23 protein-coding genes and 4 pseudogenes are annotated in these 20,403 nt (G+C 70.4%); 15 read left to right on the plus strand and 12 right to left on the minus strand.

Going from position 1 to position 20,403, the window contains the following annotated elements:
- Nucleotides 1-313: 313 nt before the first annotated feature.
- Nucleotides 314-595: a MerR family transcriptional regulator gene (locus tag ABWK59_RS36135; protein ID WP_354645380.1), complete on the minus strand. Its 282-nt coding sequence runs from the start codon at nt 593-595 to the stop codon at nt 314-316.
- 735 nt (nt 596-1,330) lie between these two features.
- Between ABWK59_RS36135 and ABWK59_RS36140 the strand changes: the two genes are divergently transcribed.
- Together ABWK59_RS36140 and ABWK59_RS36145 are read left to right on the plus strand one after the other, a co-directional pair.
- The gene (locus ABWK59_RS36140) at nt 1,331-1,525 is read left to right on the plus strand and encodes a hypothetical protein (RefSeq protein ID WP_354645306.1); all 195 of its coding nucleotides are present in this window, start codon (nt 1,331-1,333) and stop codon (nt 1,523-1,525) included.
- A gap of 395 nt (nt 1,526-1,920) precedes the next feature.
- Nucleotides 1,921-2,067: a DUF6131 family protein gene (locus ABWK59_RS36145; protein WP_354645307.1), complete on the plus strand. Its 147-nt coding sequence runs from the start codon at nt 1,921-1,923 to the stop codon at nt 2,065-2,067.
- A gap of 101 nt (nt 2,068-2,168) precedes the next feature.
- On the opposite strand, the gene ABWK59_RS36150 is transcribed toward ABWK59_RS36145, so the two are convergent.
- The 5 genes and pseudogenes from ABWK59_RS36150 to ABWK59_RS36170 form a co-directional block, all read right to left on the minus strand.
- Complete coding sequence (locus ABWK59_RS36150; RefSeq protein WP_354645308.1) at nt 2,169-2,930, minus strand: GAF and ANTAR domain-containing protein; 762 nt, start codon at nt 2,928-2,930, stop codon at nt 2,169-2,171.
- 5 nt (nt 2,931-2,935) lie between these two features.
- A complete protein-coding gene (locus ABWK59_RS36155) occupies nt 2,936-3,649 on the minus strand; it encodes an ANTAR domain-containing protein (protein ID WP_354645309.1) in 714 nt (237 codons plus the stop codon).
- Between the two features lie 201 nt (nt 3,650-3,850).
- Entirely contained in the window at nt 3,851-3,979 is a 129-nt protein-coding gene (locus ABWK59_RS36160) for a hypothetical protein (protein ID WP_354645310.1), read from the minus strand.
- Between the two features lie 260 nt (nt 3,980-4,239).
- Entirely contained in the window at nt 4,240-5,259 is a 1,020-nt protein-coding gene (locus tag ABWK59_RS36165; protein WP_354645311.1) for an acyl-CoA desaturase, read from the minus strand.
- Between the two features lie 340 nt (nt 5,260-5,599).
- Nucleotides 5,600-5,871: pseudogene (locus ABWK59_RS36170) on the minus strand (SDR family oxidoreductase); the annotation flags it as partial.
- A gap of 17 nt (nt 5,872-5,888) precedes the next feature.
- Between ABWK59_RS36170 and ABWK59_RS36175 the strand changes: the two are divergent.
- Nucleotides 5,889-6,014, plus strand: a pseudogene (locus tag ABWK59_RS36175) (NAD(P)-dependent dehydrogenase); the annotation flags it as partial.
- A gap of 86 nt (nt 6,015-6,100) precedes the next feature.
- Here ABWK59_RS36175 and ABWK59_RS36180 read toward each other — a convergent pair.
- Both ABWK59_RS36180 and ABWK59_RS36185 read right to left on the minus strand, forming a co-directional pair.
- On the minus strand, nt 6,101-6,499 hold the full coding sequence (locus tag ABWK59_RS36180) for an ATP-binding protein (RefSeq protein ID WP_354645312.1): 399 nt from the start codon (nt 6,497-6,499) through the stop codon (nt 6,101-6,103).
- 196 nt (nt 6,500-6,695) lie between these two features.
- On the minus strand, nt 6,696-7,013 hold the full coding sequence (locus ABWK59_RS36185) for a helix-turn-helix transcriptional regulator (RefSeq protein WP_354645313.1): 318 nt from the start codon (nt 7,011-7,013) through the stop codon (nt 6,696-6,698).
- 229 nt (nt 7,014-7,242) lie between these two features.
- Here ABWK59_RS36185 and ABWK59_RS36715 point away from each other — a divergent pair.
- From ABWK59_RS36715 to ABWK59_RS36195, 3 genes and pseudogenes are all read left to right on the plus strand, one after another.
- Nucleotides 7,243-7,428 (plus strand): annotated as a pseudogene (locus tag ABWK59_RS36715) (STAS domain-containing protein); the annotation flags it as partial.
- Nucleotides 7,429-7,570: 142 nt separating this feature from the next.
- Nucleotides 7,571-7,963, plus strand: coding sequence for a hypothetical protein (locus tag ABWK59_RS36190; protein ID WP_354645314.1), 393 nt, complete (start codon nt 7,571-7,573; stop codon nt 7,961-7,963).
- A gap of 304 nt (nt 7,964-8,267) precedes the next feature.
- The gene (locus ABWK59_RS36195; RefSeq protein WP_354645315.1) at nt 8,268-8,666 is read left to right on the plus strand and encodes a DUF3618 domain-containing protein; all 399 of its coding nucleotides are present in this window, start codon (nt 8,268-8,270) and stop codon (nt 8,664-8,666) included.
- Between the two features lie 651 nt (nt 8,667-9,317).
- On the opposite strand, the pseudogene ABWK59_RS36720 reads toward ABWK59_RS36195, so the two are convergent.
- Nucleotides 9,318-9,968: pseudogene (locus ABWK59_RS36720) on the minus strand (SRPBCC family protein); the annotation flags it as partial.
- Nucleotides 9,969-9,971: 3 nt separating this feature from the next.
- Nucleotides 9,972-10,826, minus strand: coding sequence for a histone protein (locus tag ABWK59_RS36205; RefSeq protein ID WP_354645317.1), 855 nt, complete (start codon nt 10,824-10,826; stop codon nt 9,972-9,974).
- Nucleotides 10,827-11,331: 505 nt separating this feature from the next.
- Here ABWK59_RS36205 and ABWK59_RS36210 point away from each other — a divergent pair.
- The 9 genes from ABWK59_RS36210 (at nt 11,332) to ABWK59_RS36250 (ending at nt 16,512) form a co-directional block, all read left to right on the plus strand.
- Nucleotides 11,332-11,718, plus strand: a complete 387-nt coding sequence (locus ABWK59_RS36210; protein ID WP_354645318.1) for a gas vesicle protein — start codon at nt 11,332-11,334, stop codon at nt 11,716-11,718.
- Nucleotides 11,719-11,786: 68 nt separating this feature from the next.
- Nucleotides 11,787-12,230, plus strand: a complete 444-nt coding sequence (locus ABWK59_RS36215; RefSeq protein WP_420492976.1) for a gas vesicle structural protein GvpA — start codon at nt 11,787-11,789, stop codon at nt 12,228-12,230.
- Nucleotide 12,231: 1 nt separating this feature from the next.
- Nucleotides 12,232-12,945, plus strand: coding sequence for a GvpL/GvpF family gas vesicle protein (locus ABWK59_RS36220; protein WP_354645320.1), 714 nt, complete (start codon nt 12,232-12,234; stop codon nt 12,943-12,945).
- 14 nt (nt 12,946-12,959) lie between these two features.
- Entirely contained in the window at nt 12,960-13,211 is a 252-nt protein-coding gene (locus ABWK59_RS36225) for a gas vesicle protein GvpG (protein ID WP_354645321.1), read from the plus strand.
- A gap of 30 nt (nt 13,212-13,241) precedes the next feature.
- On the plus strand, nt 13,242-13,676 hold the full coding sequence (locus ABWK59_RS36230; RefSeq protein WP_354645322.1) for a gas vesicle protein: 435 nt from the start codon (nt 13,242-13,244) through the stop codon (nt 13,674-13,676).
- Nucleotides 13,677-13,679: 3 nt separating this feature from the next.
- A complete protein-coding gene (locus ABWK59_RS36235; RefSeq protein WP_354645323.1) occupies nt 13,680-14,498 on the plus strand; it encodes a GvpL/GvpF family gas vesicle protein in 819 nt (272 codons plus the stop codon).
- Entirely contained in the window at nt 14,495-14,737 is a 243-nt protein-coding gene (locus ABWK59_RS36240; protein WP_354645324.1) for a gas vesicle protein, read from the plus strand. Before ABWK59_RS36235 ends, ABWK59_RS36240 begins: the two co-directional genes overlap by 4 nt.
- Complete coding sequence (locus tag ABWK59_RS36245; protein WP_354645325.1) at nt 14,734-15,141, plus strand: gas vesicle protein K; 408 nt, start codon at nt 14,734-14,736, stop codon at nt 15,139-15,141. The genes ABWK59_RS36240 and ABWK59_RS36245 overlap by 4 nt, the downstream gene beginning before the upstream one ends.
- A gap of 246 nt (nt 15,142-15,387) precedes the next feature.
- Nucleotides 15,388-16,512 carry a hypothetical protein gene (locus tag ABWK59_RS36250; protein WP_354645326.1) on the plus strand — a complete coding sequence of 375 codons (1,125 nt, stop codon included), beginning with the start codon at nt 15,388-15,390 and terminating at the stop codon, nt 16,510-16,512.
- A 112-nt stretch (nt 16,513-16,624) separates the two neighbouring features.
- On the opposite strand, the gene ABWK59_RS36255 is transcribed toward ABWK59_RS36250, so the two are convergent.
- Nucleotides 16,625-17,893, minus strand: a complete 1,269-nt coding sequence (locus ABWK59_RS36255) for an RNA-guided endonuclease InsQ/TnpB family protein (RefSeq protein WP_354645381.1) — start codon at nt 17,891-17,893, stop codon at nt 16,625-16,627.
- 141 nt (nt 17,894-18,034) lie between these two features.
- Entirely contained in the window at nt 18,035-20,341 is a 2,307-nt protein-coding gene (locus tag ABWK59_RS36260; protein WP_354645327.1) for a beta strand repeat-containing protein, read from the minus strand.
- Nucleotides 20,342-20,403: the final 62 nt, after the last annotated feature.

Here is a 20,403-nt window from a genome sequence, read left to right on the forward strand (position 1 = left end):
GTGCTCCAGCGCCCGGCGCTGGTCCTGGTCGACCTCGCCTGCGAGGTGGAGGAGCTGGGCGCTCCTGCCGGTTCTCGTGGTCGTGATCCGCAGTGGCAATCCGGTGGGGCCGGTGTTCTCGGCTCGCAAGCCGTGTCCGGCGGGCATGGGCGCCCCCCTTCCGACGGGGGAGTCTTCGGATGGTGAGCCTGCTCTGGCCGGGCGGTTTCGTCCAGGGCACCGCGTTGACGAAACGGACACGGAGCGCGCGACGGAGCCTGCAGAATCTGTCCATAGGCTCCGCCTGCGGCTGTAGGCGAGGTTGCCGATCCGGTCAGGTGTCCGCGGTGGGCTCCTGGTCGCGCTGGGAGCGGCGGAGTTGTTCGTTGAGGCGCAGGGCTTCCTCGAGTTGGTCTTCGAGGATGACGATGCGGCAGGCGGCTTCGATGGGGGTGCCCTGGTCGACGAGGTCGCGGGCGCGCATGGCGATGCGTAGTTGGTAGCGGGAGTAGCGGCGGTGGCCGCCGTCGGAGCGTAGTGGGGTGATGAGGCGGTGTTCGCCGAGGGCTCGTAGGAAGCCGGGGGTGGTGCCGGTCATCTCGGCGGCGCGGCCCATGGTGTAGGCGGGGTAGTCGTCGTCGTCGAGTTTGTCGGGTGTGTCGGGGCTGGCCGTTGTAGTCACTGCACCTCTCTGGTTCTCGGGGAGAACGCGTCGAGGGGCCCCGGGGCCGTGTCGGCTCCGGGGCCCCGAAGGGGAACAACACCATCTACCAGCCTGAGGCCGGTCCTGTTACTTCCGCACTGCCCCCGGGGAGGGGGTGTGCGGGGATCGCGTATGCGTGACCGGAAACCACCGTCCTTGCGTTGGGGTCTGCGGTGTCCGCCCGGCGAGTGTTCACGGGCCGGGCGATCCTGATGGCGCTTGCGCCCTCCGTTCATCCTCTGTACTGACCTGTCACTTCGTACTGCTGGTACTGCACCTGCTGAACTGCGTACTACGGGTACCGCTGGTGGCGGCCCCTGATACCTGCGGGCCGCCCGGTCCGGCAGCCAGCCCCGTCGCCGTCCTGCACCTACCTGGCTTCGGAACTCCACTGCCGGACCGAACTGCGAACTTCTGTCCAACAACCCCGGCCAGTTCGTGTCTGGCCGGTATCGCCGACTGCTGTCTACGAGAGAAACGTTAGACCCGCCCACACGCAATGTCTACTCCGGCGCGCATAGATTTTGCTGAGCCCGCGAGTGAGGTACTCTCCCGCTGCGCGGCGGCGGCAACCCCCGAGCCGCCGCCGCGCAGCGGGAGAAACGAGCGACACCGCGCAGGGAGGCGGCAGTGGAACACCCGGCGCCCGTGGCACCGGAGACGGCCTGGGACGGACAGGCAGCCCTGATCGAAGCGATCACCGAGGCCGTGCGCGACGGCGACGACCGAACCGTCCGCCGCCTGCTGGCCCGCTTCGCCGAACTCGCCACCACCGACGACCTGTACGCCCTGCGCGACGCCCTCGACACCGCCCGCCCATCCGGCGACCGCAGGCCGGACTGACACTTGCCGACCATGCTCGCGGACCTGCGCGGCCAGGCGTTCAGGTCGATCCTGTGCCTGGCGCCGTGGCCGCTGCGCATGCGTGCTCGCCCCGGCGGCCGGCCGGGGCAACGGGGCGGAGGCCCGCCCGGTGGGTGAACTCCGGCACGGTGCCGGTGACGGCCCGCACCCGGGCTCGCATGCTGGGGGCCCGCGCCACAGCGCCCCGTCGGCCCGAGCAGCCGAGCTCACTCAAGAAAGCCGCAGACGCGATCCTCCGCTGAGCCAGGGCAGGCCCGGACAGCCGATGCTGCCGGCCACGCGCGCACTGCTCGCCGGTCCCGTTGCGGCACTCTGCTCGGCCGGTGTGACGTCCCCCTTTGACCTTGCTGCGCGGACGCCGAGCGAGAGAGCCGATGCGGAGTCATCCTTCTCTCATCGGCTTGGTCGCAGGCATCGGCTTCCTGTGGACGATCGGCATCGTCCTGGTCGTCATCGGACTGATCCTGTGGATCCTCGGCGCCGTCGGCCACGAGGTCGGAGGCCGCCGCCACTACTGGTGAACCGGCAAAGCGGTCCATGGACGACTTGGGCGCAGTCACCCCACGGGCAGTCATGTCGCGCCGCCGGGCCACGCGTCTTGTCGATGCTCGCGGCCTGTCGGTCAGTCGGTGGCCGGAGGCGGTTCTTGCGTAGCGTGGGGGCGCGGGATCCGGCCGGTGTCGAAGGCGCCGTCGGCGATGCTCCGGGCGAGGGTGGCCAGTTGGAGCCGGTTGGCGCGTGCGTAGGAGCGGAGCGCGGCGAACGCGGTGTCGAGCGGCACCCGCCAGCGTTCGGCGAGGATGCCCTTGACCTGTTCGACGACGATGCGGCTGGTCAGTGCGTACTGGAGCTGGCCACGTTCGGTTTCACTGTCGGCCAGTGTGCGCTGCTGGAGGATCGCGACGGTGGCCACGTCGGCCAGTGCCTGGGCAAGAAGGACGTCGTCCGAGCCCAACGGGCCCGGTTTGCTCTGGAAGAGGCCCAGTGTGCCGATCACCCGGCCCCGCAGGCGCATGGGGATGGCGTTGGCGGCCACGAAGCCGATTCGGCGTGCCTGGGCGGCGAAGGGCTCCCAGTCGCCCACGACCCGCAGATCGGTGAGGTCGATGCCGGTGCGCGCGGCGCCAGTGCGGTAGCAGTCCACACACGGGCCCTGGTCGTGCTGGAGGGCGAAGAGCTCCAGCATGTGGGTGCGCTCGTCGGACGCGGCGATCGTCAGGAGTGTGCCGTGCTGGTCGGCGAGCAGGATGCCGGCCGCGGCGACATCCACGAGCTCGACGCACCGCTCGCACAGCTGCTGGAGGAACTCGATCACGCCGAAGTCCTCGGTCAGCGAGTTCGCGACCTCCACGAAGACCTCGGTCAGCCGTTGCACGCGCGTCATCGCGATCAGTCCTTCCCCGCGTCGGTCGACGGCGCCCCCGTCCCATTCTCGGCCAGGCGCAGCCTGCCATCGACGATCTCCTGCGAGATGTCTCCGATGTCGCGTCCGGCGCCGTAGGCATGGGCGCGTAGGCGGAGCAGGGCCTGGGTCAGGGGTAGGCCCAGTTGGACGCTGAGCATTCCGGTCGCCTGGTGGACGACGGCGCGCAGGAGGGCCGGGGGGTCTGTGGCCTCCAGCATGCCGGGCTGGGTGCCAGGTCCGTCCAGGATGCGTGCGGTGAGCGCGGAGGCGAGGGCGTGGGCGTCATCGCTCTGCTGGCCGTTGAGCGGTCCGGGCGTGCGGCGGGCCGCGGTGAGGACGCCCACCTGGATGGCGCCGATGCCCAGGGGGAAGCAGAAGATCGCCCGGAGCGGCAGTGCCTGGATCTCGGGGGCGAGTGCGGACCACCGGCCGGTGGGGATCGTGATGACGTCGGGCACCGACACGGACGCGCCGCTCGTGGCGGCGTCGCGGGCTGGGCCCTCACCGAGGGTGAACTGTAGGTCGTCGAACCGGTGCCCGCTGTCGTCGGAGCACCACAGCGGCTCGCTCTGGTCTTGGGCCGTACGCAGGGAGACGGTGAGGACGTCCACGCCCAGTGCGCGGGCGGCGCTCTCACCCATCGCGTCCAGGCCCGCCGCCAGACGCGAGGCTTGAAGAGTGCGAAGGGCCTGGGCCATGAGGTCACTAATCACGGCGTACCCGTCGTGCGCCCGCATATGGCCGGACGGCGCGCATGCGTTGTTCGGAGCACTCCCGGTCCAGGCACGGTGTGCCCTCCGCTACCTGCGTTCCAGGACCTGGTGGTGGTCGCGACCGGGTGGCCCGGCAACGCCGCTGAGGCCCTGCGGTGCCGACTGGCCGCGGGTTGGACATCATGATCACAGGACGTTGGCGGCGGACGGATCCAGGCTGAGCACCGCGGGCGGCGATCGGAGAGGTGCCAGGAGGAGGGAGCGGGTCTCGGTGATGTCGAGCAGCCGGGCGGCCTGACGGGACGAGTGGTGCACTGTCAGCGACCCGGCGGCCGCAGCCGCGCGACAAAGCCGCCGCGAGGAACGCGTTGAGTCTTGTGTCGCGGAACGCGACGAAGCGCGCGTCGACGTCGATGGTGCGGACGCCGTCCCGCAGACAGCGGTCGAGGGCCCCGCGGAGTACTTGCCCGGAGTCGATGTCGCCGACGGGGCGGACCGTGGCGCGGTCGGTGTGCGGGTGGCGGCGGAGGGTCACCTGCAGGGTCTGCGGGTTGGTGGGCACGGGGGCCTCCAGGTCAGGGTCGCCGGCGGGTTTCGATGCGATCGGGGACGGGCCAGTGCACGTCGTGCACCCATCCGAGGTGCTCGGCGAGTCGGATGACGGCCGCGGAGGGGTCGATCTGGTGACGGTCGACGCCGTGGCGGGCGCAGGTGGGTTCGGCGTGGTGCAGGTTGTGCCAGCTCTCGCCGAAGGAGAGCAGGGCGAGCGGCCACAGGTTGGTCGCCCGGTCATGACGGCGGGTGCGGAAGGGGCGCTGGCCAATCATGTGGCAGAGGGAGTTGACGCTCCACGTCACGTGCTGCAGCAGGGCGACGCGGACGAGTCCGGCCCAGAGCAGGGCGGTCAGTGCGGCGTGCCAGGTGCCGCCGATCGCCCAGCCCACGCCAACGGGAATGGCGAGAGAGAGCAGGCACAGCCAGGGAAAGGCCCGTGAGATGGCCCGCAGGTCCGGGTCGGCCAGCAGGTCGGGTGCGTAGCGGCCCGGCGGGGTCACGTCTGCGGTGAACATCCAGCCGACGTGGGCGTGTACCAGGCCGCGGAGTTCGCCGGCGAGACTGGTGCCGAAGCGGAACGGGGAGTGCGGGTCGCCGGGGCGGTCGGTGAAGGCGTGGTGGCGGCGGTGGGTGGCGACCCAGCCGATCACATCGCCCTGGAAGCTCATCGACCCGGCGATCGCCATCGCGATCTTCATCGGACGGGCGGGGGTGAAACTGTGGTGGGTGAGGCCGCGATGGAATCCCACCGTCACGCCCAGGCCCGTGACCGTGTAGAGGGCGACGGCGAGGAGCACGTCGGTCGGGCCGATCAGGCTTCCCCACAGCAGCCACCCGGCGAGCAGGAGCGCGATGAAGGGGAACGCCACGACCACGGCCGTAAGCGCCAGCTGCCAGTCCGGCGTGCGCTCGTAAGCGACACCGGTGTCACGCGGGAACGGCGAGGCCCCGTCGTAGGAGGACGCGGGAGCGGCGCGGTCCGTGGGCGTCGCCGCATACGTCGAGGTCGTTCGTCTGGTGGCTTGCCCCGAGATGGCCATCCCCGGCTCCTTCGCCGTGTCGTGAACGGCGCGGCCGGGGTCTGGGGCAGCGATTCGCGAACCTCCGAGACACTTCTCCGTTTGTGCAGCTCGCCGTAGAGGGCGATTCGCGAGCGTACGGGGGTTCCAGTCCAGTTCACCCTACTGCCTGCTGGGAAGGAACGCCGTGCCCGTACGCCCGCTTGGCGGGCGGGCCTGCCCAAGGCCACCCACGAGCCCGGACGATCCCTTCAGCCGCCCGCGACATAGGCGGGTGCCGCGTGGGTGATCAGGGCAGCCGCCGTGACCAGGTGGCGCCCACGTGGTGACCGAGCCTCCAACGGTTGGCGGGGAGTCGGTCAGGGCAGGGGGTGCCGCCGGTGGCGTTGAGGATCTCGCCGGTGATGTAGGAGGCTTCCTGGAAGGCGAGGACGACGTAGGCCGGGGCCATTTCGGCGGGCTGGGCGGCGCGGCCCATCGGGGACTGCTCGCGGAAATGCGCGACCTTCTGTTCGTCCATGGTGCCGGGATCAGCGGCGTCCACACCGGCCCGGGGGCGACCGCGTTGACGAGGATGCCCTCGGGTGCCAGTTGCTGGGCCAGGCCCTGGGTGAAGGCGACGATCGCCGCTTCCGGCCCGCTGACCCGACGGGATGTTCTGGCTCACCAAGGCCGCCCTGCCACACCTGCGCCCGGGCGCGTCGATCATCAACACCGCCTCCGTGCAGGCCTACAAGCCCAACCCACACCTGCTGGACTACGCCATGACGATCGGCCTGGACAACGACGCCCTCTTCGAGGCGTACGGGCGGCGGTTGTGCTCGCCCGGCTGTCTGGCGTGACCCGCGGCCCGTGCGGCAGGTCACCGATCGTGCAGCGTCGTCGCGACGATCTTGCCGGTCCCGGTGGGCACCACGTGGAAGCCCCGGCCGAGAGCGGTCACCACCACCAGCCCGTACCCGGCTGGGCCGGGCCGGCCGGTCGGCCGCGGCAGGTGCGGGCTGGTGTCCTCGACCGCGATGTCCACGGTGGCCTCCGGGGTCACCACCACGCTGAGCCAGCAGGGCCCGGGCGCGTGACGGCACGCGTTGCACACCAGCTCGCTGACCACGAGCACGGCGTCCTGCCGGGTCGCGGCGCTCAACGGGGCGCGGTCGTGGCTGGCGACCTCGTGGAGGAAGCGCAAGGTCGCCGACCGCGCCGCGTGGACGGATCCCGGGCGGCCGTCGAGTTCGAGTTCGAGTGCAGGTACCTGGCGCACGTCCTCACCTCGACTCCTCGCGTTCGGCCCGGCACTGCGCGTCTGCCCCGCCTCGACTCGGAAAACCCGTTCCAGGGCGGCGGTGCGGTACGCCGCGTGCGGAGCAAGAATCCGCGCCGAGTACCCGGCGCAGGAGGCCGAGTTCGCGTTCCGAGGCCGAGGTGGCGAGCACCACCGGCCGTCGCCCTCACGGCAATCAGGGATCCGGCCGGTCTTTGGTGGAGGCCATCAGGGCCAGGAGGTCGGCGACGCTGAGGTGGCCGTCGGCGGGATGCCGCAGGCGGTGATCCGGATTGATCCGGTAGGAGTTGCGGCGGCCGGTGCGGGTGTGGGCGAGGTAGTCGGAATTCTCCAGGTCGGTGACGATCGCCTGGACCGCGCGTTCGGTGAGCTCGCAGTGGGCGGCGATGTCCCGTAGCCGGATGCCGGGGTCGCGGGCGATGGCGGCCAGGACTCGGGCGTGATTGGTCAGGAACGTCCAGTTCATTCTCGGCTGCGACGTGTGCCCGTCCATGTCCTCGTACGTTCCACCGCTCCTATGTCACAAAACGTGCATTCCGACTCGTGTTTTGCTTGACGTGTATGAGCGGTCCGCGCAATCTGAGACGTGGGAGTCCTTCACGCCAGCGAAGGAGCCGGCCATGTCCCGATGGCAGCCCTCACGGTCCCAGCGGCAACCCGCCGAACGGCAGCCGCGGAAGGCACCCACGCGACCTCGGCGGCCCGCGGCCGTGAACTACCGCATGCACGTCCGAGTCGCCGGGACCGCGCAGCGGCCAGTGGCAGCCGTGCTTGGCGAGATCGACCAGGACTGCGCCCTCCACCTCCACCGCGCCCTCGCCACCGCGCTCACCGCCAGTCACGTTCTGACCGTCGACATGACCGCCGTGACGTTCACCGACAGCACCGGCCTGAACGTTCTGCTACAGCTGGCGAGCAAGCAGACCGGACGGGCAGAACCCTCCTGCCGCGTCCCGGGCGTGCCCTGGCGAGGCTGCTGGAGATCACCGAGACCACAAGCCTGTTCGCCATCGAGTCCGTGCAGCCGGGAGACCCGGAAGGAGACCCCGTATGACTGGCACCGAGCGGGCCCTGCTGGTCGGCGTCCTCGGCCCCGCCGACCGGCCCGAGCGTCTGCTGATCAAGCTCGCCGACGGGCGCCAAGAAGTCACCGCACGCCTGGAGGAAGCCGCCGCCCGCGTGGTGGCCGCCGCCACCCGCTTCCATCCCGTGCTCCCCCACACCCCGGCGTCCCTGACGCACTGGGTCGAGGGCGGACTGCCCATCCGCGTCACCCGCACCCACACCTCCGCCGACAACACCGGCCCCCTCTCCTTCGCCGGCCTCGACACCGCCCCCCGACAACCCAACTGGCCCCAGCGAGGCCCGGGGTGGACCGGAGGGGCCACGGCGCGTTCGTCGGCGACCTGGAGCGGACCAAGGCTCTCTCCGAGACCGCCCTGACCGCGAAGCGTTGCACGTTCGCCGGGGCGGTCAAGATCCCCGGGTATGGGAATGGTTCTCGGGGGCAGACGGGGTTCAGGAGTGCCGGAAAGATCCCCGCGCCAGGGAGGGCGGATGGCCGACCTCGGAACAACCCTGCGAGACCGCGCGAGCTGATCCAACAGGAGGTGACTTCCCCGCGTCTTACTCCCGTGCCTAAGCCGACGCTCGCCAGCGTGAAGACCAGATCGAAGACATCGAGGAAAGGGCCCGTCCGATGACGAACACACCCAACGCCAGCGGTTCCTCCCGCGAGGGGAAGGGAGTGCGCGAGACGATCGAGCACGCCCGGGAACACCTCGGGCAGACCATGGAGGAGGTCGCGGCCAAGGCCGACCTCAAGGGCCAGGTCCAGGCGAAGACGGCCCACATCAAGGAGCACCTGCACGATACGGCGGCGGATGCGGCCGCTCAGGCGCGCGAGAAAGCCGCGCACGTGGCCCATACGGGCCAGGCCGCGGCGTCCCAGACCAAGGATCACCTGACGCAGACGACGGCGGCCCTCGCCCAGAAGGTGCAGGACAGGACTCCGGAGCCGGTCCGCGACGCTGCGGTACGGACCGGGCGGGTTGCCCGCAAGCCGTTGCCCTGGGCCGTGGCGGCAGCGGCCGTGTGTGTCCTCGCGCTGGTGGTGTACCAGCGTCGGACGGGGAGACAGCGATGATCAAGGTGCTGTGCAAGCCGCTGGGCCTGCCGGCCGGAGCCCGCGGCGGCGTCCTGGCCGGCGCGCCGTTCAGCTGTGGAAGGCTGGGGCCTGCTTGATGGTGCGCACTGGGGGCGCAAGGTGCCCGGCTCGCGGCCATCAGGGCTTGGAGTCACCCGGTTCCGGTAGCGGGCTGATTCCGCCGCAGCGGGAGGAAGTGGCGGCCTGGCCCTGCCGGTTCTAGCGGTCGTCTTCGCTGTACTCCTCCTCAAGGTCCTCCTCTTCCTCCTCGTCAGGCTCTTCGTCCTGCTCGTATTCGCCCTTCTCGTCTTCGTCGTACTCGTCCTCGGGCTCCTCTTCGTCGTACTCGTCCTCGGGCTCCTCTTCGTCGTAGTCCTCTTCGTCGTCCTCGTCGTACTCGCCCCGGGGCTCGGCCTCCTCGTCGTACTGGTCCCCGCCGTTCTCTCCTTCGTCATACTCGTCGTCAGTCTGGTCGTTCTGGGCGGCTTCCTCTTCTTCCATGGCCTCCTCGTGGGTGCGGACGACCTCGCCGTCGCGGATCTCCCCGCGCCAGCCCTCCGCCTCATCGTTGGTAAGGGAGACATGCCGCTGGAAGTTCTTGAAGTCCAGGCGTAGGCGGCGGCCCTGGGCTCGCCAGATGTTGCCGGTCTTCTCGAAGAATCCGGCGGGGTAGTACTCGACGACGAGGACGATGCGGGTCAGGTTGGGGGTCAGCTCGTGGAAGCTGACGGCCCCGCGGGTGCTGCCCTTGGCGCCCGTGGAGGTCCACACGATGCGCTCATCCGGTACCTGTTCCTGGACGGTCGCCTTGAAGCTGCGCTTTGAGGGCCCGACCTTGACCTTCCAGTCGGTGGTCACCTCGTCGCCCTGCGAGACGTCTTGCACACCCTTGGCGAAGCCGCTGAAGTCCTGGTATTGGGTCCAGTGGTCGTACGCGGTCCGCACGGGCACGCCGATGTCCAGGGTCTCGACGATGTTCATCACCTTCTTGCCGCCCTTGCGGCCGGGCTTTCCGCCCCCGAAGGCTCCCTTGACCTTGTCGACGACGTTGTCCTTGATGCCCTTGGCCTTCTCGCCGAGGAACGCCTTGAGAGGCGAGTCGCCCTGCAGGACGCGAGCGCCCACCTTGGGCAGCACGCCGCCGCTCTCGACGACATCCCCGAGCCGGCTCGTGACGTCGGAGACCTTGTCACCGGCCTTCTCCACCAGGTGCTCCAACTGGGCACCGAGATACTTGACGAGCTCTTCCCGTAGCCGGTCGACGCCCGACACGTCGGGCGACTTCTCTTCCGTGCCAGCCATGGCTCACCTCCGTCGGGTGCGCGTCGACGGCTTGGCGGTCGTGCTCTTGCCCGCGGCGGTCTTCTTCGCAGGTGCCTTCTTCGCCGGTGCGGCCGTCTTCTTGCCTGCAGGCTTCGCGGCTGCGGTCTTGGAGGCCGAGGAGCGGCCCGCCGACCGTTTCGTCGGTGAGGTGGTTTTCGCCGGGGCCTTCTTCGCTGCCGGGGCCGCCTTCTTCTCCGACGGTGCGGTCTTCTTGGCGGTCTTCTTCGCCGGGGCCTTGGAAGCGGACTTGGGCGCCGCACGGGAGGAACGCGGCTGCTCGCCACCCGAGGGCGCGGTGCGGCGCCGACGTGTCGGCCGCTCCTGGCGCGGCTCCTCTTCAGGTTCGGACTCCGCCTCCAGCTCGTCTTCCTCCTCCTCCCCGCCGGCCTCGTACTCCTCGTCCTCGTCCCCCTCCGGCTCGTACTCGGCCTCGTCGCCTTCCGTTTCCTCCTCGTCCTCCTCCGGCTCGTACTCGTCGTCGTACGACTCCTCCCCTTCCTCTTCCTCCTGCTCCTCCTGCTTCGGTTTGCCGACGCTCAGAGTGCGCTCCCGCAGGCTGTCCGCGATCTCACCGATGCGGCGGTTGGCGGCTGCGGCGACCGCCTTCTTGGTGGTCTCCATCAGCTCGCCCCGTACCTGTTCGTTCAGCTCGGCCACCTGGGGGACCTCGCTGAGCCTGCGCAGGCCCTCGGTGGCGAGCTGGCGCGGGTCCAGGCCGAACCGCCGGCCTGCCAGGTAGGTGGCGGCGGCGAATGCGAGGCGTCCCTTCTTCGTGCGCCCAAGCACGTATCCGCCCGCGACGGCGGCCGCCAGCGCGACCTTGGTGGTGTCCTTCATGAGGTCATCCCTTTCCGGCACTCGCCCCTTCCCGAGGATCGGTACAAGCGAAGGGGTCAGCCGCTGTTGTCCTGCGCGAGGCCGCCGGACTTCCTCTGCGTCAGCCGCGCAGTGAGGCGACCCCCGCCCACAGCGGTGCGTCAGTTGCGGCCGCTCACTGGCGCATCGGGGCCGATCGGGCCCGCGCACACCGCGCACAACTCCCATGACTGTGCGCCCTCGGCCTGCGCGGCCGCTACGGCGCTCCCGCATCTCCAGTCTGGTCAGCACACCGGCCAAGCGCACGCGGGAAGCCGGCGCCTTCACACGGCACGGCACCGCGCCATGCGATGCCCGATGCCCGCCTGAGCGGTGATGGGGCGCCCCGCGTCTCAGCCGACCACGACGGCACTCGCGCAAATCACGCCGGGTTAAGGGACAAATCGCCGGATACTATTAGGAGATACCACGCGTGAGCGCTGCCTGGCGTGGCGCAGTACGTCGTCTCCGATCCCGGAGAAGGAACATGGCCGCAGGCAAGGAGGACGGCGCGAAGCCGCGCAGGTCCACCACCGCGCACCCGCCCTCCTCGCGTGCCCCCAGCAGGGCAAACCCCCGCACGGAGGGCAAGACGGGAAGGCGCCCCCCACGCCGCGTCTCGGCGCCGCGCGCCATGCGCTACGCCGCCGAGCAGCTGGCGGAACTCCTCGGCCGCGTTCCCGAGTCGGTGTCGGCGCTGAAGCCCACCGAAGAAGGTTGGCAGGCCGACGTGGAGGTGGTTGAGCTGGAACGCATTCCTGAGACGACCAGCGTGATGGCCAGCTACCGGGTGAACCTCGACGAGGAGGGCGAACTGGTGGCGTACGAGCGGATCCGCCGCTACACCCGCGGACAGATCGACCGCCTTACCTGACAAACCCCGCGCCGCGACGAAGCGCACGCCACACTTCCACCGCGACGGCGAAGGGAGGAACCGTGACCGTGGTACCTCAAGGCGCAGCCGGTGTTTCCCGCGGCGGGAACACCGGAACTCTCTACGACGTTCTCGAGCTCATCCTCGACCGTGGCCTGGTCATCGACGTCTTCATCCGGGTCTCCCTGGTCGGCATCGAGATCCTCAAGATCGACATTCGCATCGTCGTCGCCAGCGTCGACACCTACCTGCGTTTCGCCGAGGCCTGTAACCGCCTCGACCTGGAATCCGGGCGCAAAGCACCTGCCCAGCTCACCGACATCGTCGGGGAAGTCACCGAAAGTGGCGCCCGTGGCAAGAGCAAGGGCGTACTCAGCGGCGCCGTCGACGCCGTCAGCGACACCTTCCACCTGGGAGGCGACAAGGACGAAGACGAGGAGGAGGAGGAGAAGGAGCCTGCACCGAAGCGCGCGAGGCCCACCCGCCGGCCCACCAGGCGACGGGAGGAATGACATGGCCGTCTATGTCTACTCCATCACCGCCGCCGACCACCCCCGTGATCTGGACGGCCTCACCGGAGTCGGCCCCACCCCCACGGCGTTGCGCATCGTGAGCGCCGGACCGCTGTGCGCCGTCGTCAGCGACGCGCCCCAGGACCTGCGGCCCAAACGCCGCGACCTCATGGCCCACCAGGCCGTCCAGGAACAGCTCATGGCCGGCGGCACCGTCCTACCCCTGCGCTTCGGCCTCACCGCCCCCGACGACGAGGCCGTGCGCGCCGCCCTCGAAGAGCGCCGCGAGGAGTACATCCAGCGGCTGACCGAACTGGAACACTGCGCCGAGTACCACCTCAAGGCAGCCATCGACGAGGACACGCTGCTGCGACAGATCCTGCAGGACTCGGCAGAGGCCCGACAGCTCAACGACAGCATCAAGGCCGGCAACGCCAGCCCGGACCTGCCGCTCGCCCTCGGTGAACTCGTCGCCCAGGAGGTCCTGGCCCGCCACCACGCACTGGCCGCCGGCATCATCGAGGCCCTGCGCCCCCATGCCCGCCGGGAACGGAGCTCCGAGCCGACCGGCAACGACTTCCTGAACATCTCCTTCCTGGTCGACGACGACCATCAGGAGCTGTTCCTCACCGCGGTAAAGGGTCTCACCAGCGAACTCGGCACGGAGTTCGACTTCCGGCTGCACGGCCCCCTGCCCGCCTACAGCTTCGTCTGAAAGGCGCGAACCCCATGGGCCTGTTCACCGAGATCGTCACCCTCCCGCTGGCACCCGTCCGCGGCACCGTCTGGGTGCTGAAGCGCCTCGTCGAAGCCGCCGAAGACGAGTACTACGACCCCGCGCCCGTCGAAGAGGAACTCGCCGCACTGGAAAGAGCCCTCCTGGCCGGGCAGATCGACGAGGAGACCTTCGACCGACGCGAGGATGAGCTCCTCGACCGCCTCGACGAGATCAGAGCCCACACCCGGCGCACCAGCGAGTGAGCGAGCCACGCCAGGAACGGAGGCCAGAACGTGACAGACCCCATCGCCAACCGCCTGGGCTCACTCCCCTCCCGGTCCGGACCGCCCTACAACCAGTCCTCCGCCAGCCTCGCCGACATCCTCGAACGCGTCCTTGACAAGGGCATCGTCATCGCCGGCGACATCCAGATCAACCTCCTCGACATCGAGCTGCTCACCATCAAGTTGCGCCTGCTCATCGCCTCCGTGGACAAGGCCAAGGAGATGGGCATCGACTGGTGGGAGCACGACCCGTCACTGTCCTCCCGCGCCGCCACCACTCCCTCCCTGGAAGAGGAGAACCGACGCCTGCGCGAACAGATCGAGGCTCTGCGAGCCGGTGCCCTGCCGCCCGCGGACGCCCCCGGTGAGAGTTCCGCGCCACCGCGCCGCCCGGCCCGCGCGACACGGTCGGCGACCCGCCCCCGGCCTCCGGCAGGAGGTTGAGCCATGACCACCGGGTCGCTCGCCTACACCTACGCCGTCGCCCGAGACACCAGCACCCTCGCGCAGACGGCAGACGCCATCACCGGCGTCGCCGGCTCACCCGTCCACCTCGTACGGCCCACCCGCGGTGCCGCCCTGGTGGCATTCGTCAGCCCGGTTCCCGAAGCCGACTTCCACGAGACGGCGCTCCGCCAGCACCTCGAGGACCTCGGCTGGCTCGAGGCACTCGCCCGGGCACACCACGGCGTCATCGAAGCACTCGCGGCGCGCACTACCGTCCTGCCGCTGCGCCTGGCGACGGTCTACCTCGACGAGGAGCGGGTGCGCGCCATGCTCGATGACCGGCAGGCGGTATTCGTGGACAGGCTGGAGCGCCTGGACGGCCAGGTGGAGTGGGGCGTCAAGCTCTACGTCGATGTCGCCCCGGACACCGCACCCCCTGCGGCGCCTTCGCCCGATCCGTCGCTCGGCCCCGGCCGCGCCTACCTGCGCCATCGCCACGCCGAGCAGGACTCACGCGACGACGCCCACCGGGCGGCCGAACGGGCGGCCGAACGGGCGGCCGAACGGATCGAGGCGACCGCCCGCGCCTACGCCGTCGAATGGGTGCGTCACCGCCTCCAGGAGGGTGAGTTGGCCACCGGGCCGGGGGTGAACGTCAGCAACGACGCCTACCTCGTGCCCGTCGCACGCGCCGATGCGTTCCGCGCCGAGATCATGCGCTCCACCGAGGGCCTCACCGGGGTCCGCGTCGACGTCACCGGCCCCTGGGCCCCCTACTCCTTCGCGGCTCTCCCCGACCCGGCGGAGAGCGCACCATGAACCCCCCAGGCGGCGAGCCGGCCAGGCCGAGGACACACCTGCCACAGCGGCAGGTCGCCCTCATCGACCTGCTGGACCGGCTGCTCAGCGGCGGAGTGGTCCTCACCGGCGACCTCGTCCTGTCCATCGCGGACATCGACCTCGTCCGGATATCGCTGCGCGCCCTCATTGTCTCGATCAGCGAACAGAATCCCGCCCCCTGGCGGGCCGGTCCCACCGAGCGGAAAGGGACGCCATGACCACTGGCCCGCCCAGTCGCTCCGACCGGTTCGACGAAGTCGCCCAAGCCGCCGGCCGGGCGTTCCGGCTCCTGCCGGCCACCCCGCACGACAGGCAGCCCGCAGGCCGCGGCTCCGGGCAGCGGATCCCGCACAGGATCACCACCGACCCCGAGGCGGTCGAACGGGACCTGATGAAGCTCGTCCTCACCCTCGTCGAGCTCCTGCGCCAGCTCATGGAACGCCAAGCGCTCCGCCGTGTCGAGGCCGGCGATCTCACCGAGGAGCAGGAGGAGGAACTGGGGGCCACTCTCATGGCTCTGCACGACCGCATGACCGACCTCTGCACCCGCTACGGGCTGACCATGCAGGACCTCAACCTCGACCTGGGACCGCTGGGATCTCTCCTGCCACGAGCGGAGTAGGCCCAACCCGCCTCGTAGGTCACGTTCCTGCGGAAACCCAGCAGGCCGTGGCTGCTCCCTTCCCGCTCCGGGCGGCAGCACGTTACTCCACGCGCTCCCGCCTCACCCTCAACGACTAGGGCAGTGTCCTGGCGATCAAGGGCGTAGCCAGACAATGAGCGCGGCTGCGGTGACGGTGCCGACGGCGGCCTGCGGGCCGACGGTCTGCGCCTGCTGGAGGGCACCGACCACGGCCGAGGCACCCCCGTGGTCTCCTACCAGTGCTGTCCGGAAGGACAGCTCGCCGGCGTCGTCAACTCCTCCGGCCTGCCATACGTCTACGAGTACGACGACGCCAACCGGATGACCGCCTGGATCGACCGCAACGGCCAGAGCTACGAGTACGAGTACGACCAGGCCGGCCGCGCGATACGCGGCATCGGCCAGGACGGCGTCCTGTCCGCCGCGTTCCACTACGACACCGACCAGCGCGTCACCGTCGCCACCGACAGCCTCGGCCACCGCACCGAGTACCAGTACGACGAGCAGCACCGCGTCCACCGCACCGTCGACCCGCTCGGCCATGCGACACTCACCGAGTACGACGAGAACAAGCGCGTCGTCGGCCGCACCGACGAGTTCGGCCGAACCACCCGCCTCGTCCTCGACGACCACGGCGACCCTGTCCGGATCACCGAGCCCGGCGGCAGCCTCATCGAACTCGCCCACAACGAGCTGCGCCAGGTGGCGTCCGTGACCCAGGGCGGCACCCTGGTCGCCGCGTTCGAGTACCACCCGCGCGGCAACCTCCTCACCTCCACCGACGCGGCCGGCGCCCGGACCACCCGTCAGTACGACCCGCAGGGCCGGCTGGTGGCGGTGACCGACGCCCTCGGCCGGACCCAGCAGCTCGAGAACAACCCGGCCGGCCTGGTCACCGCGATCACCGACCCGCTCGGCGCGACCACCCGCGCCACCTACGACGCGTTCGGCCGCGTCGCCACCTTCACCGACGCCCTCGGTGCCACCACCAGCCTCGCCCGACGCACCGAAGGCCACATCACCGAGCGCCGCCAGCCCGACGGCACCCACGAGACCTGGGACTACGACCCCGAAGGCAACCTCGTCCGCCACGAGCACGCCGGCGCCATCACCGCCTTCGAGATCGGTCCGTTCGGCAAACTCGCCGCCCGCACCCTCCCCGACGGGGAGGAGCACCGCTTCGAGTACGACACCGAACTGCAGCTCCTGTCCGTCCCCAGGCTCTCCCTCGGCTTCACCCGCACCGCCGGCCACGAAGTGCCCCTCGACGCCGACGGCGAACCCCTGTACTTCCAGGCAGTCCTCGCCGGCCCGACCGACTACTACGACTTCCTCCTCGACAGCGCGTAGAAGCTGCAGACCTCCAAACCGACGCGAGCCCACCCTGCGGTTCCCGCCGGTACGGGGCCCGATCCGCACGCCTCCCGGCCCAGGTCGTCCCAAATGCCCTTCGGCGCGGGCGTCATACGGGTCGGGACGTCGGTCGGATTTGACTTCCTCCCCGCCCTAACGGACGGGGATTCCGGCCGCGCGTGCCGCGCGGGGGCTTCGCCCCGTGCGGCTCGGACCGGCCAGTGCCGAGGTCTCCACGCCCTGACACCGCATGTCCTGCGGCGTTGAGGATGTTCTTCGCGGCGTTCACGTCGGCGTGGTCCTGGTGTCCGCAGGCGGTGCACTCGAAGGCCGCTTGGCTCTCGCGGTTCTTCGGGTCCACGTGCCCGCAGGCGCGGCAGGTCTGCGACGTGTACGCAGGGTTCACCAGAACGATGGCCGTGCCGGTGGTACGCGCCGCGTTGCGGAGCGCGAGTTCGAGCATGTGCCATCCCTTGTCGAGGATGACCCGGTTCAGTCCGGCCTTGGCCTTCACGTTCCGTCCGGGCTGCTCGGTGGTCCCGGCCGCCGAGGCGGTCATGTTGCGGGTGCGGAGGTCTTCCAGCACCACCACGGCGTTGCGGACGACCAGGCCGACGGCCGTCTGTGCGCAGAAGTCGGCGCGGCGGTCGCGGACACGACCGGTGATGGCGTTGATCTTCGCCAGCACTGTCCTGCGGCGGTTGCTGCCGCGCTCGCACCGGGCGAGCCGCTGTTGCAGGCGCCGCAGCCGTTTGGTCTCGCCCTCGGTGACGTAGGGACGGTCGTGAAAGTCGCCCGTGCTGGTGGTCGCGGCGATCTTGACGCCCCGGTCCACACCGACGGCCGTGTTCGGCATCGCGTGCTGCCCGGGGGTGGCCGTGCCGTCCTCCACCAGGAAGGAGACGAACCAGTGACGGCCCTGACGGCTGACCGTGGCCGATCGGATTTCACCACCGAGGGGGCGCGACCAGCGAAACCTGACCCATCCGAGCTTCGGGAGCTTCACACGGCCCCACTTCCGGCCAGTCCGCTCGACCATGATCAGGTTCCCGGCGGGAAAACGGAATGATGGCGACCAACGGGCCTTCGAGCGCCACCGGACCTTGAACGTCCCGTGCTCTCGGCACGCCCGGTCCAGGTCCCGGAGGGTTTGCTGCAACACGTGCGACGGGGCGTCCTTCAGCCACGGGAAATCCCGCTTGGCATCAGCCAGCTCAGCGGCCTGCGGCACGTAGTTCATCCATACCCCGCGCCGCCGGTACTCCCGGCGCTGCTCCAGGGCGGTGTTCCACACCGACCGGCAGATATCGCCGAACGTCTCGCACAACTCGGCCTGAGAATAGTCGAGTTCAAGCCGGTACCGGCGGCCGGACAGCACGTGAAACACCCCCTTCGGTCGCGGTGACCAACCTAGTAGACGTCACCGACAACGCAGCGACCTGCGCCGCTTCGCGGCTCCGGGCCAAGGATCGCCTTACCCGGCCCTGAGGGACCGGGTTTGCGGCGAAGAGCTACCTGATCAGATGCCCGGCGGCTGGAGACGGGTGTAGGTGAGGCTGTTGCTGGTGCCGCCGGCGGTGGTCACCGTGACGGGCACCGGCCCCGCGCTTCCCGGTGGGGCGCCGGCGACGACCTGGGTGGCGGAGACGATGGTGAAGGCGGCCGGTGTGCCGTCGAACGCGACGCCGGTCGTGGTGGTGAGGTCGGTGCCGGTGAGGGTGACGGTGGTGCCGCCCGCCACCGGCCCCTGGTTGGGCACCAGGGCGGTCAGCGTCGGGGCGGCCACGTAGCCGTAGGGCAGGCCGTTGCTGGTCCCGCCGCCCGTCGTCACCGTGACCTGCACCGTCCCGGTGCCGGCCGGGGCGGTCGCGGTGATCTCGGTAGCCGACACCACGGTGAACGCCGTGGCCGGTGTGCCGCCGAACGAGACGGCGCTGGTACCGGCGAGGTTGGTGCCGGTCAGGGTCACCGCGGTGCCGCCGGCCGCCGGTCCCTGGTTAGGGCCGAGCGAGGTCAGGACCGGCGCGCTCAGGTAGAAGTAGGTCAGACCGTTGCTCGTCCCGCCCGGCGTGGTGACCGTGACCGCGGCGGGCCCCGCGGGCTTCGGCGGAGCGGTGGCGGTGATCTGGGTGGCGGACACCACCGTGAACGACGTGGCCGCCGTGCCGCCGAACTTCACCGATGTCGCACCGCTCAGGCCGGTGCCCGTGAGGGTGACGGTCGTGCCGCCCGCCGCGGAGCCCTGGCCCGGTGCCAGCGATGACAGCGTCGGCGCCGCCACGTAGGTGAACGACACACCGTTGCTCGTGCCGCCGGCGGTGGTCGCCGTGACCTGCACCGTCCCGGTGCCGGCCGGGGCGGTCGCGGCGACCTGAGTCGCGGACACCACCGTGAACGCCGCGGACGTGGCGCCGAAGAAGACGCCGGTCGTGGTGGCGAGGTTGGTGCCGGCCAGGGTGACGGTGGTGCCGCCCGCCACCGGCCCCTGGTTGGGCACCAGGGCGGTCAGCGTCGGGGCGGCCACGTAGCCGTAGGGCAGGCCGTTGCTGGTCCCGCCGCCCGTCGTCACCGTGACCTGCACCGTCCCGGTGCCGGCCGGGGCGGTCGCGGTGATCTCGGTAGCCGACACCACGGTGAACGCCGTGGCCGGTGTGCCGCCGAACGAGACGGCGCTCGCGCCGAAGAGGTTGGTGCCGGTCAGGGTCACCGCGGTGCCGCCGGCCGCCGGTCCCTGGTTAGGGCCGAGCGAGGTCAGGACCGGCGCGCCCAGGTAGAAGTAGGTCAGACCGTTGCTCGTCCCGCCCGGCGTGGTGACCGTGACGAGAACGGAGCCGGCGCTGCCCGGCGGCGCGGTGGCGGTGATCTGGGTGGCGGACACCACCGTGAACGACGTGGCCGCCGTGCTGCCGAACTTCACCGATGTCGCACCGCTCAGGCCGGTGCCCGTGAGGGTGACGGTCGTGCCGCCCGCCGCGGAGCCCTGGCCCGGTGCCAGCGATGACAGCGTCGGCGGCGGCACGTAGGTGAACGACACACCGTTGCTCGTGCCGCTCGCGGTCGTCACGGTCACCTGCACGGCGCCGGCGCTGCCCGCCGGGGACACCGCGCTGATCGCCGAGTCCGACAGGACCGCGTACGAGGCCGCGTTCGTGGTGCCGAACTTCACGGCCGTCGCACCCGTGAGGCTGCTGCCGCTGATCGTGACCGTCGTACCGCCGGCGGTGGACCCCTGGTTGGGGGTGAGCGAGGACAACGACGGTGGCGGCGGCGCCACGTAGGTGAACGGCAGGCCGTTGCTCGTCCCGCTCGCGGTCGTCACGGTCACCTGCACGGCGCCGGCGCTGCCCGCCGGGGACACCGCGCTGATCGCGGTGCTCGACAGGACCGTGTACGAGGCCGCATTCGTGGTGCCGAACTTCACGGCCGTCGCACCCGTGAGGCTGCTGCCGCTGATCGTGACCGTCGTACCGCCGTTGCTGGACCCCTGGTTGGGGGTGAGCGAGGACAACGACGGTGGCGGCGGCGCCACGTAGGTGAACGGCAGGCCGTTGCTCGTCCCGCTCGCGGTCGTCACGGTCACCTGCACGGTGCCGGCGCTGCCCGCCGGGGACACCGCGCTGATCGCCGAGTCCGACAGGACCGTGTACGAGGCCGCATTCGTGGTGCCGAACTTCACGGCCGTCGCACCCGTGAGGCTGCTGCCGCTGATCGTGACCGTCGTGCCGCCGGCGGTGGAACCCGAGGTGGGAGTCATGGTCGTCAACGTCGGCGCGGACAGGGTCGCCGCCGGCGGGGCGTCGGAACGTGGATTCTGAGAACTCGTCATACAAGGCTCTTATCGGTGGAAGTGGTGTGCGCAGCGCCCGGGGCGAGGAGATGGCTGGCTCC

It is taken from the genome of Kitasatospora sp. HUAS MG31 (genome assembly GCF_040571325.1).
Classification (GTDB): domain Bacteria; phylum Actinomycetota; class Actinomycetes; order Streptomycetales; family Streptomycetaceae; genus Kitasatospora; species Kitasatospora camelliae.

Bases quoted from the DNA above. Each gene is read 5' to 3' on its own strand.
- ABWK59_RS36150 (WP_354645308.1), bottom strand. From the start codon at position 2,930: ATGACGCGCGTGCAACGGCTGACCGAGGTCTTCGTGGAGGTCGCGAAC.
- ABWK59_RS36185 (WP_354645313.1), bottom strand. From the start codon at position 7,013: ATGGACGGGCACACGTCGCAGCCGAGAATGAACTGGACGTTCCTGACC.
- ABWK59_RS36155 (WP_354645309.1), bottom strand. From the start codon at position 3,649: ATGGCCCAGGCCCTTCGCACTCTTCAAGCCTCGCGTCTGGCGGCGGGC.
- ABWK59_RS36210 (WP_354645318.1), top strand. From the start codon at position 11,332: ATGGCCGCAGGCAAGGAGGACGGCGCGAAGCCGCGCAGGTCCACCACC.
- ABWK59_RS36240 (WP_354645324.1), top strand. From the start codon at position 14,495: ATGAACCCCCCAGGCGGCGAGCCGGCCAGGCCGAGGACACACCTGCCA.
- ABWK59_RS36205 (WP_354645317.1), bottom strand. From the start codon at position 10,826: ATGAAGGACACCACCAAGGTCGCGCTGGCGGCCGCCGTCGCGGGCGGA.
- ABWK59_RS36235 (WP_354645323.1), top strand. From the start codon at position 13,680: ATGACCACCGGGTCGCTCGCCTACACCTACGCCGTCGCCCGAGACACC.
- ABWK59_RS36145 (WP_354645307.1), top strand. From the start codon at position 1,921: ATGCGGAGTCATCCTTCTCTCATCGGCTTGGTCGCAGGCATCGGCTTC.
- ABWK59_RS36260 (WP_354645327.1), bottom strand. From the start codon at position 20,341: ATGACGAGTTCTCAGAATCCACGTTCCGACGCCCCGCCGGCGGCGACC.
- ABWK59_RS36165 (WP_354645311.1), bottom strand. From the start codon at position 5,259: ATGGCCATCTCGGGGCAAGCCACCAGACGAACGACCTCGACGTATGCG.
- ABWK59_RS36190 (WP_354645314.1), top strand. From the start codon at position 7,571: ATGACTGGCACCGAGCGGGCCCTGCTGGTCGGCGTCCTCGGCCCCGCC.
- ABWK59_RS36220 (WP_354645320.1), top strand. From the start codon at position 12,232: ATGGCCGTCTATGTCTACTCCATCACCGCCGCCGACCACCCCCGTGAT.
- ABWK59_RS36135 (WP_354645380.1), bottom strand. From the start codon at position 595: ATGGGCCGCGCCGCCGAGATGACCGGCACCACCCCCGGCTTCCTACGA.
- ABWK59_RS36245 (WP_354645325.1), top strand. From the start codon at position 14,734: ATGACCACTGGCCCGCCCAGTCGCTCCGACCGGTTCGACGAAGTCGCC.
- ABWK59_RS36225 (WP_354645321.1), top strand. From the start codon at position 12,960: ATGGGCCTGTTCACCGAGATCGTCACCCTCCCGCTGGCACCCGTCCGC.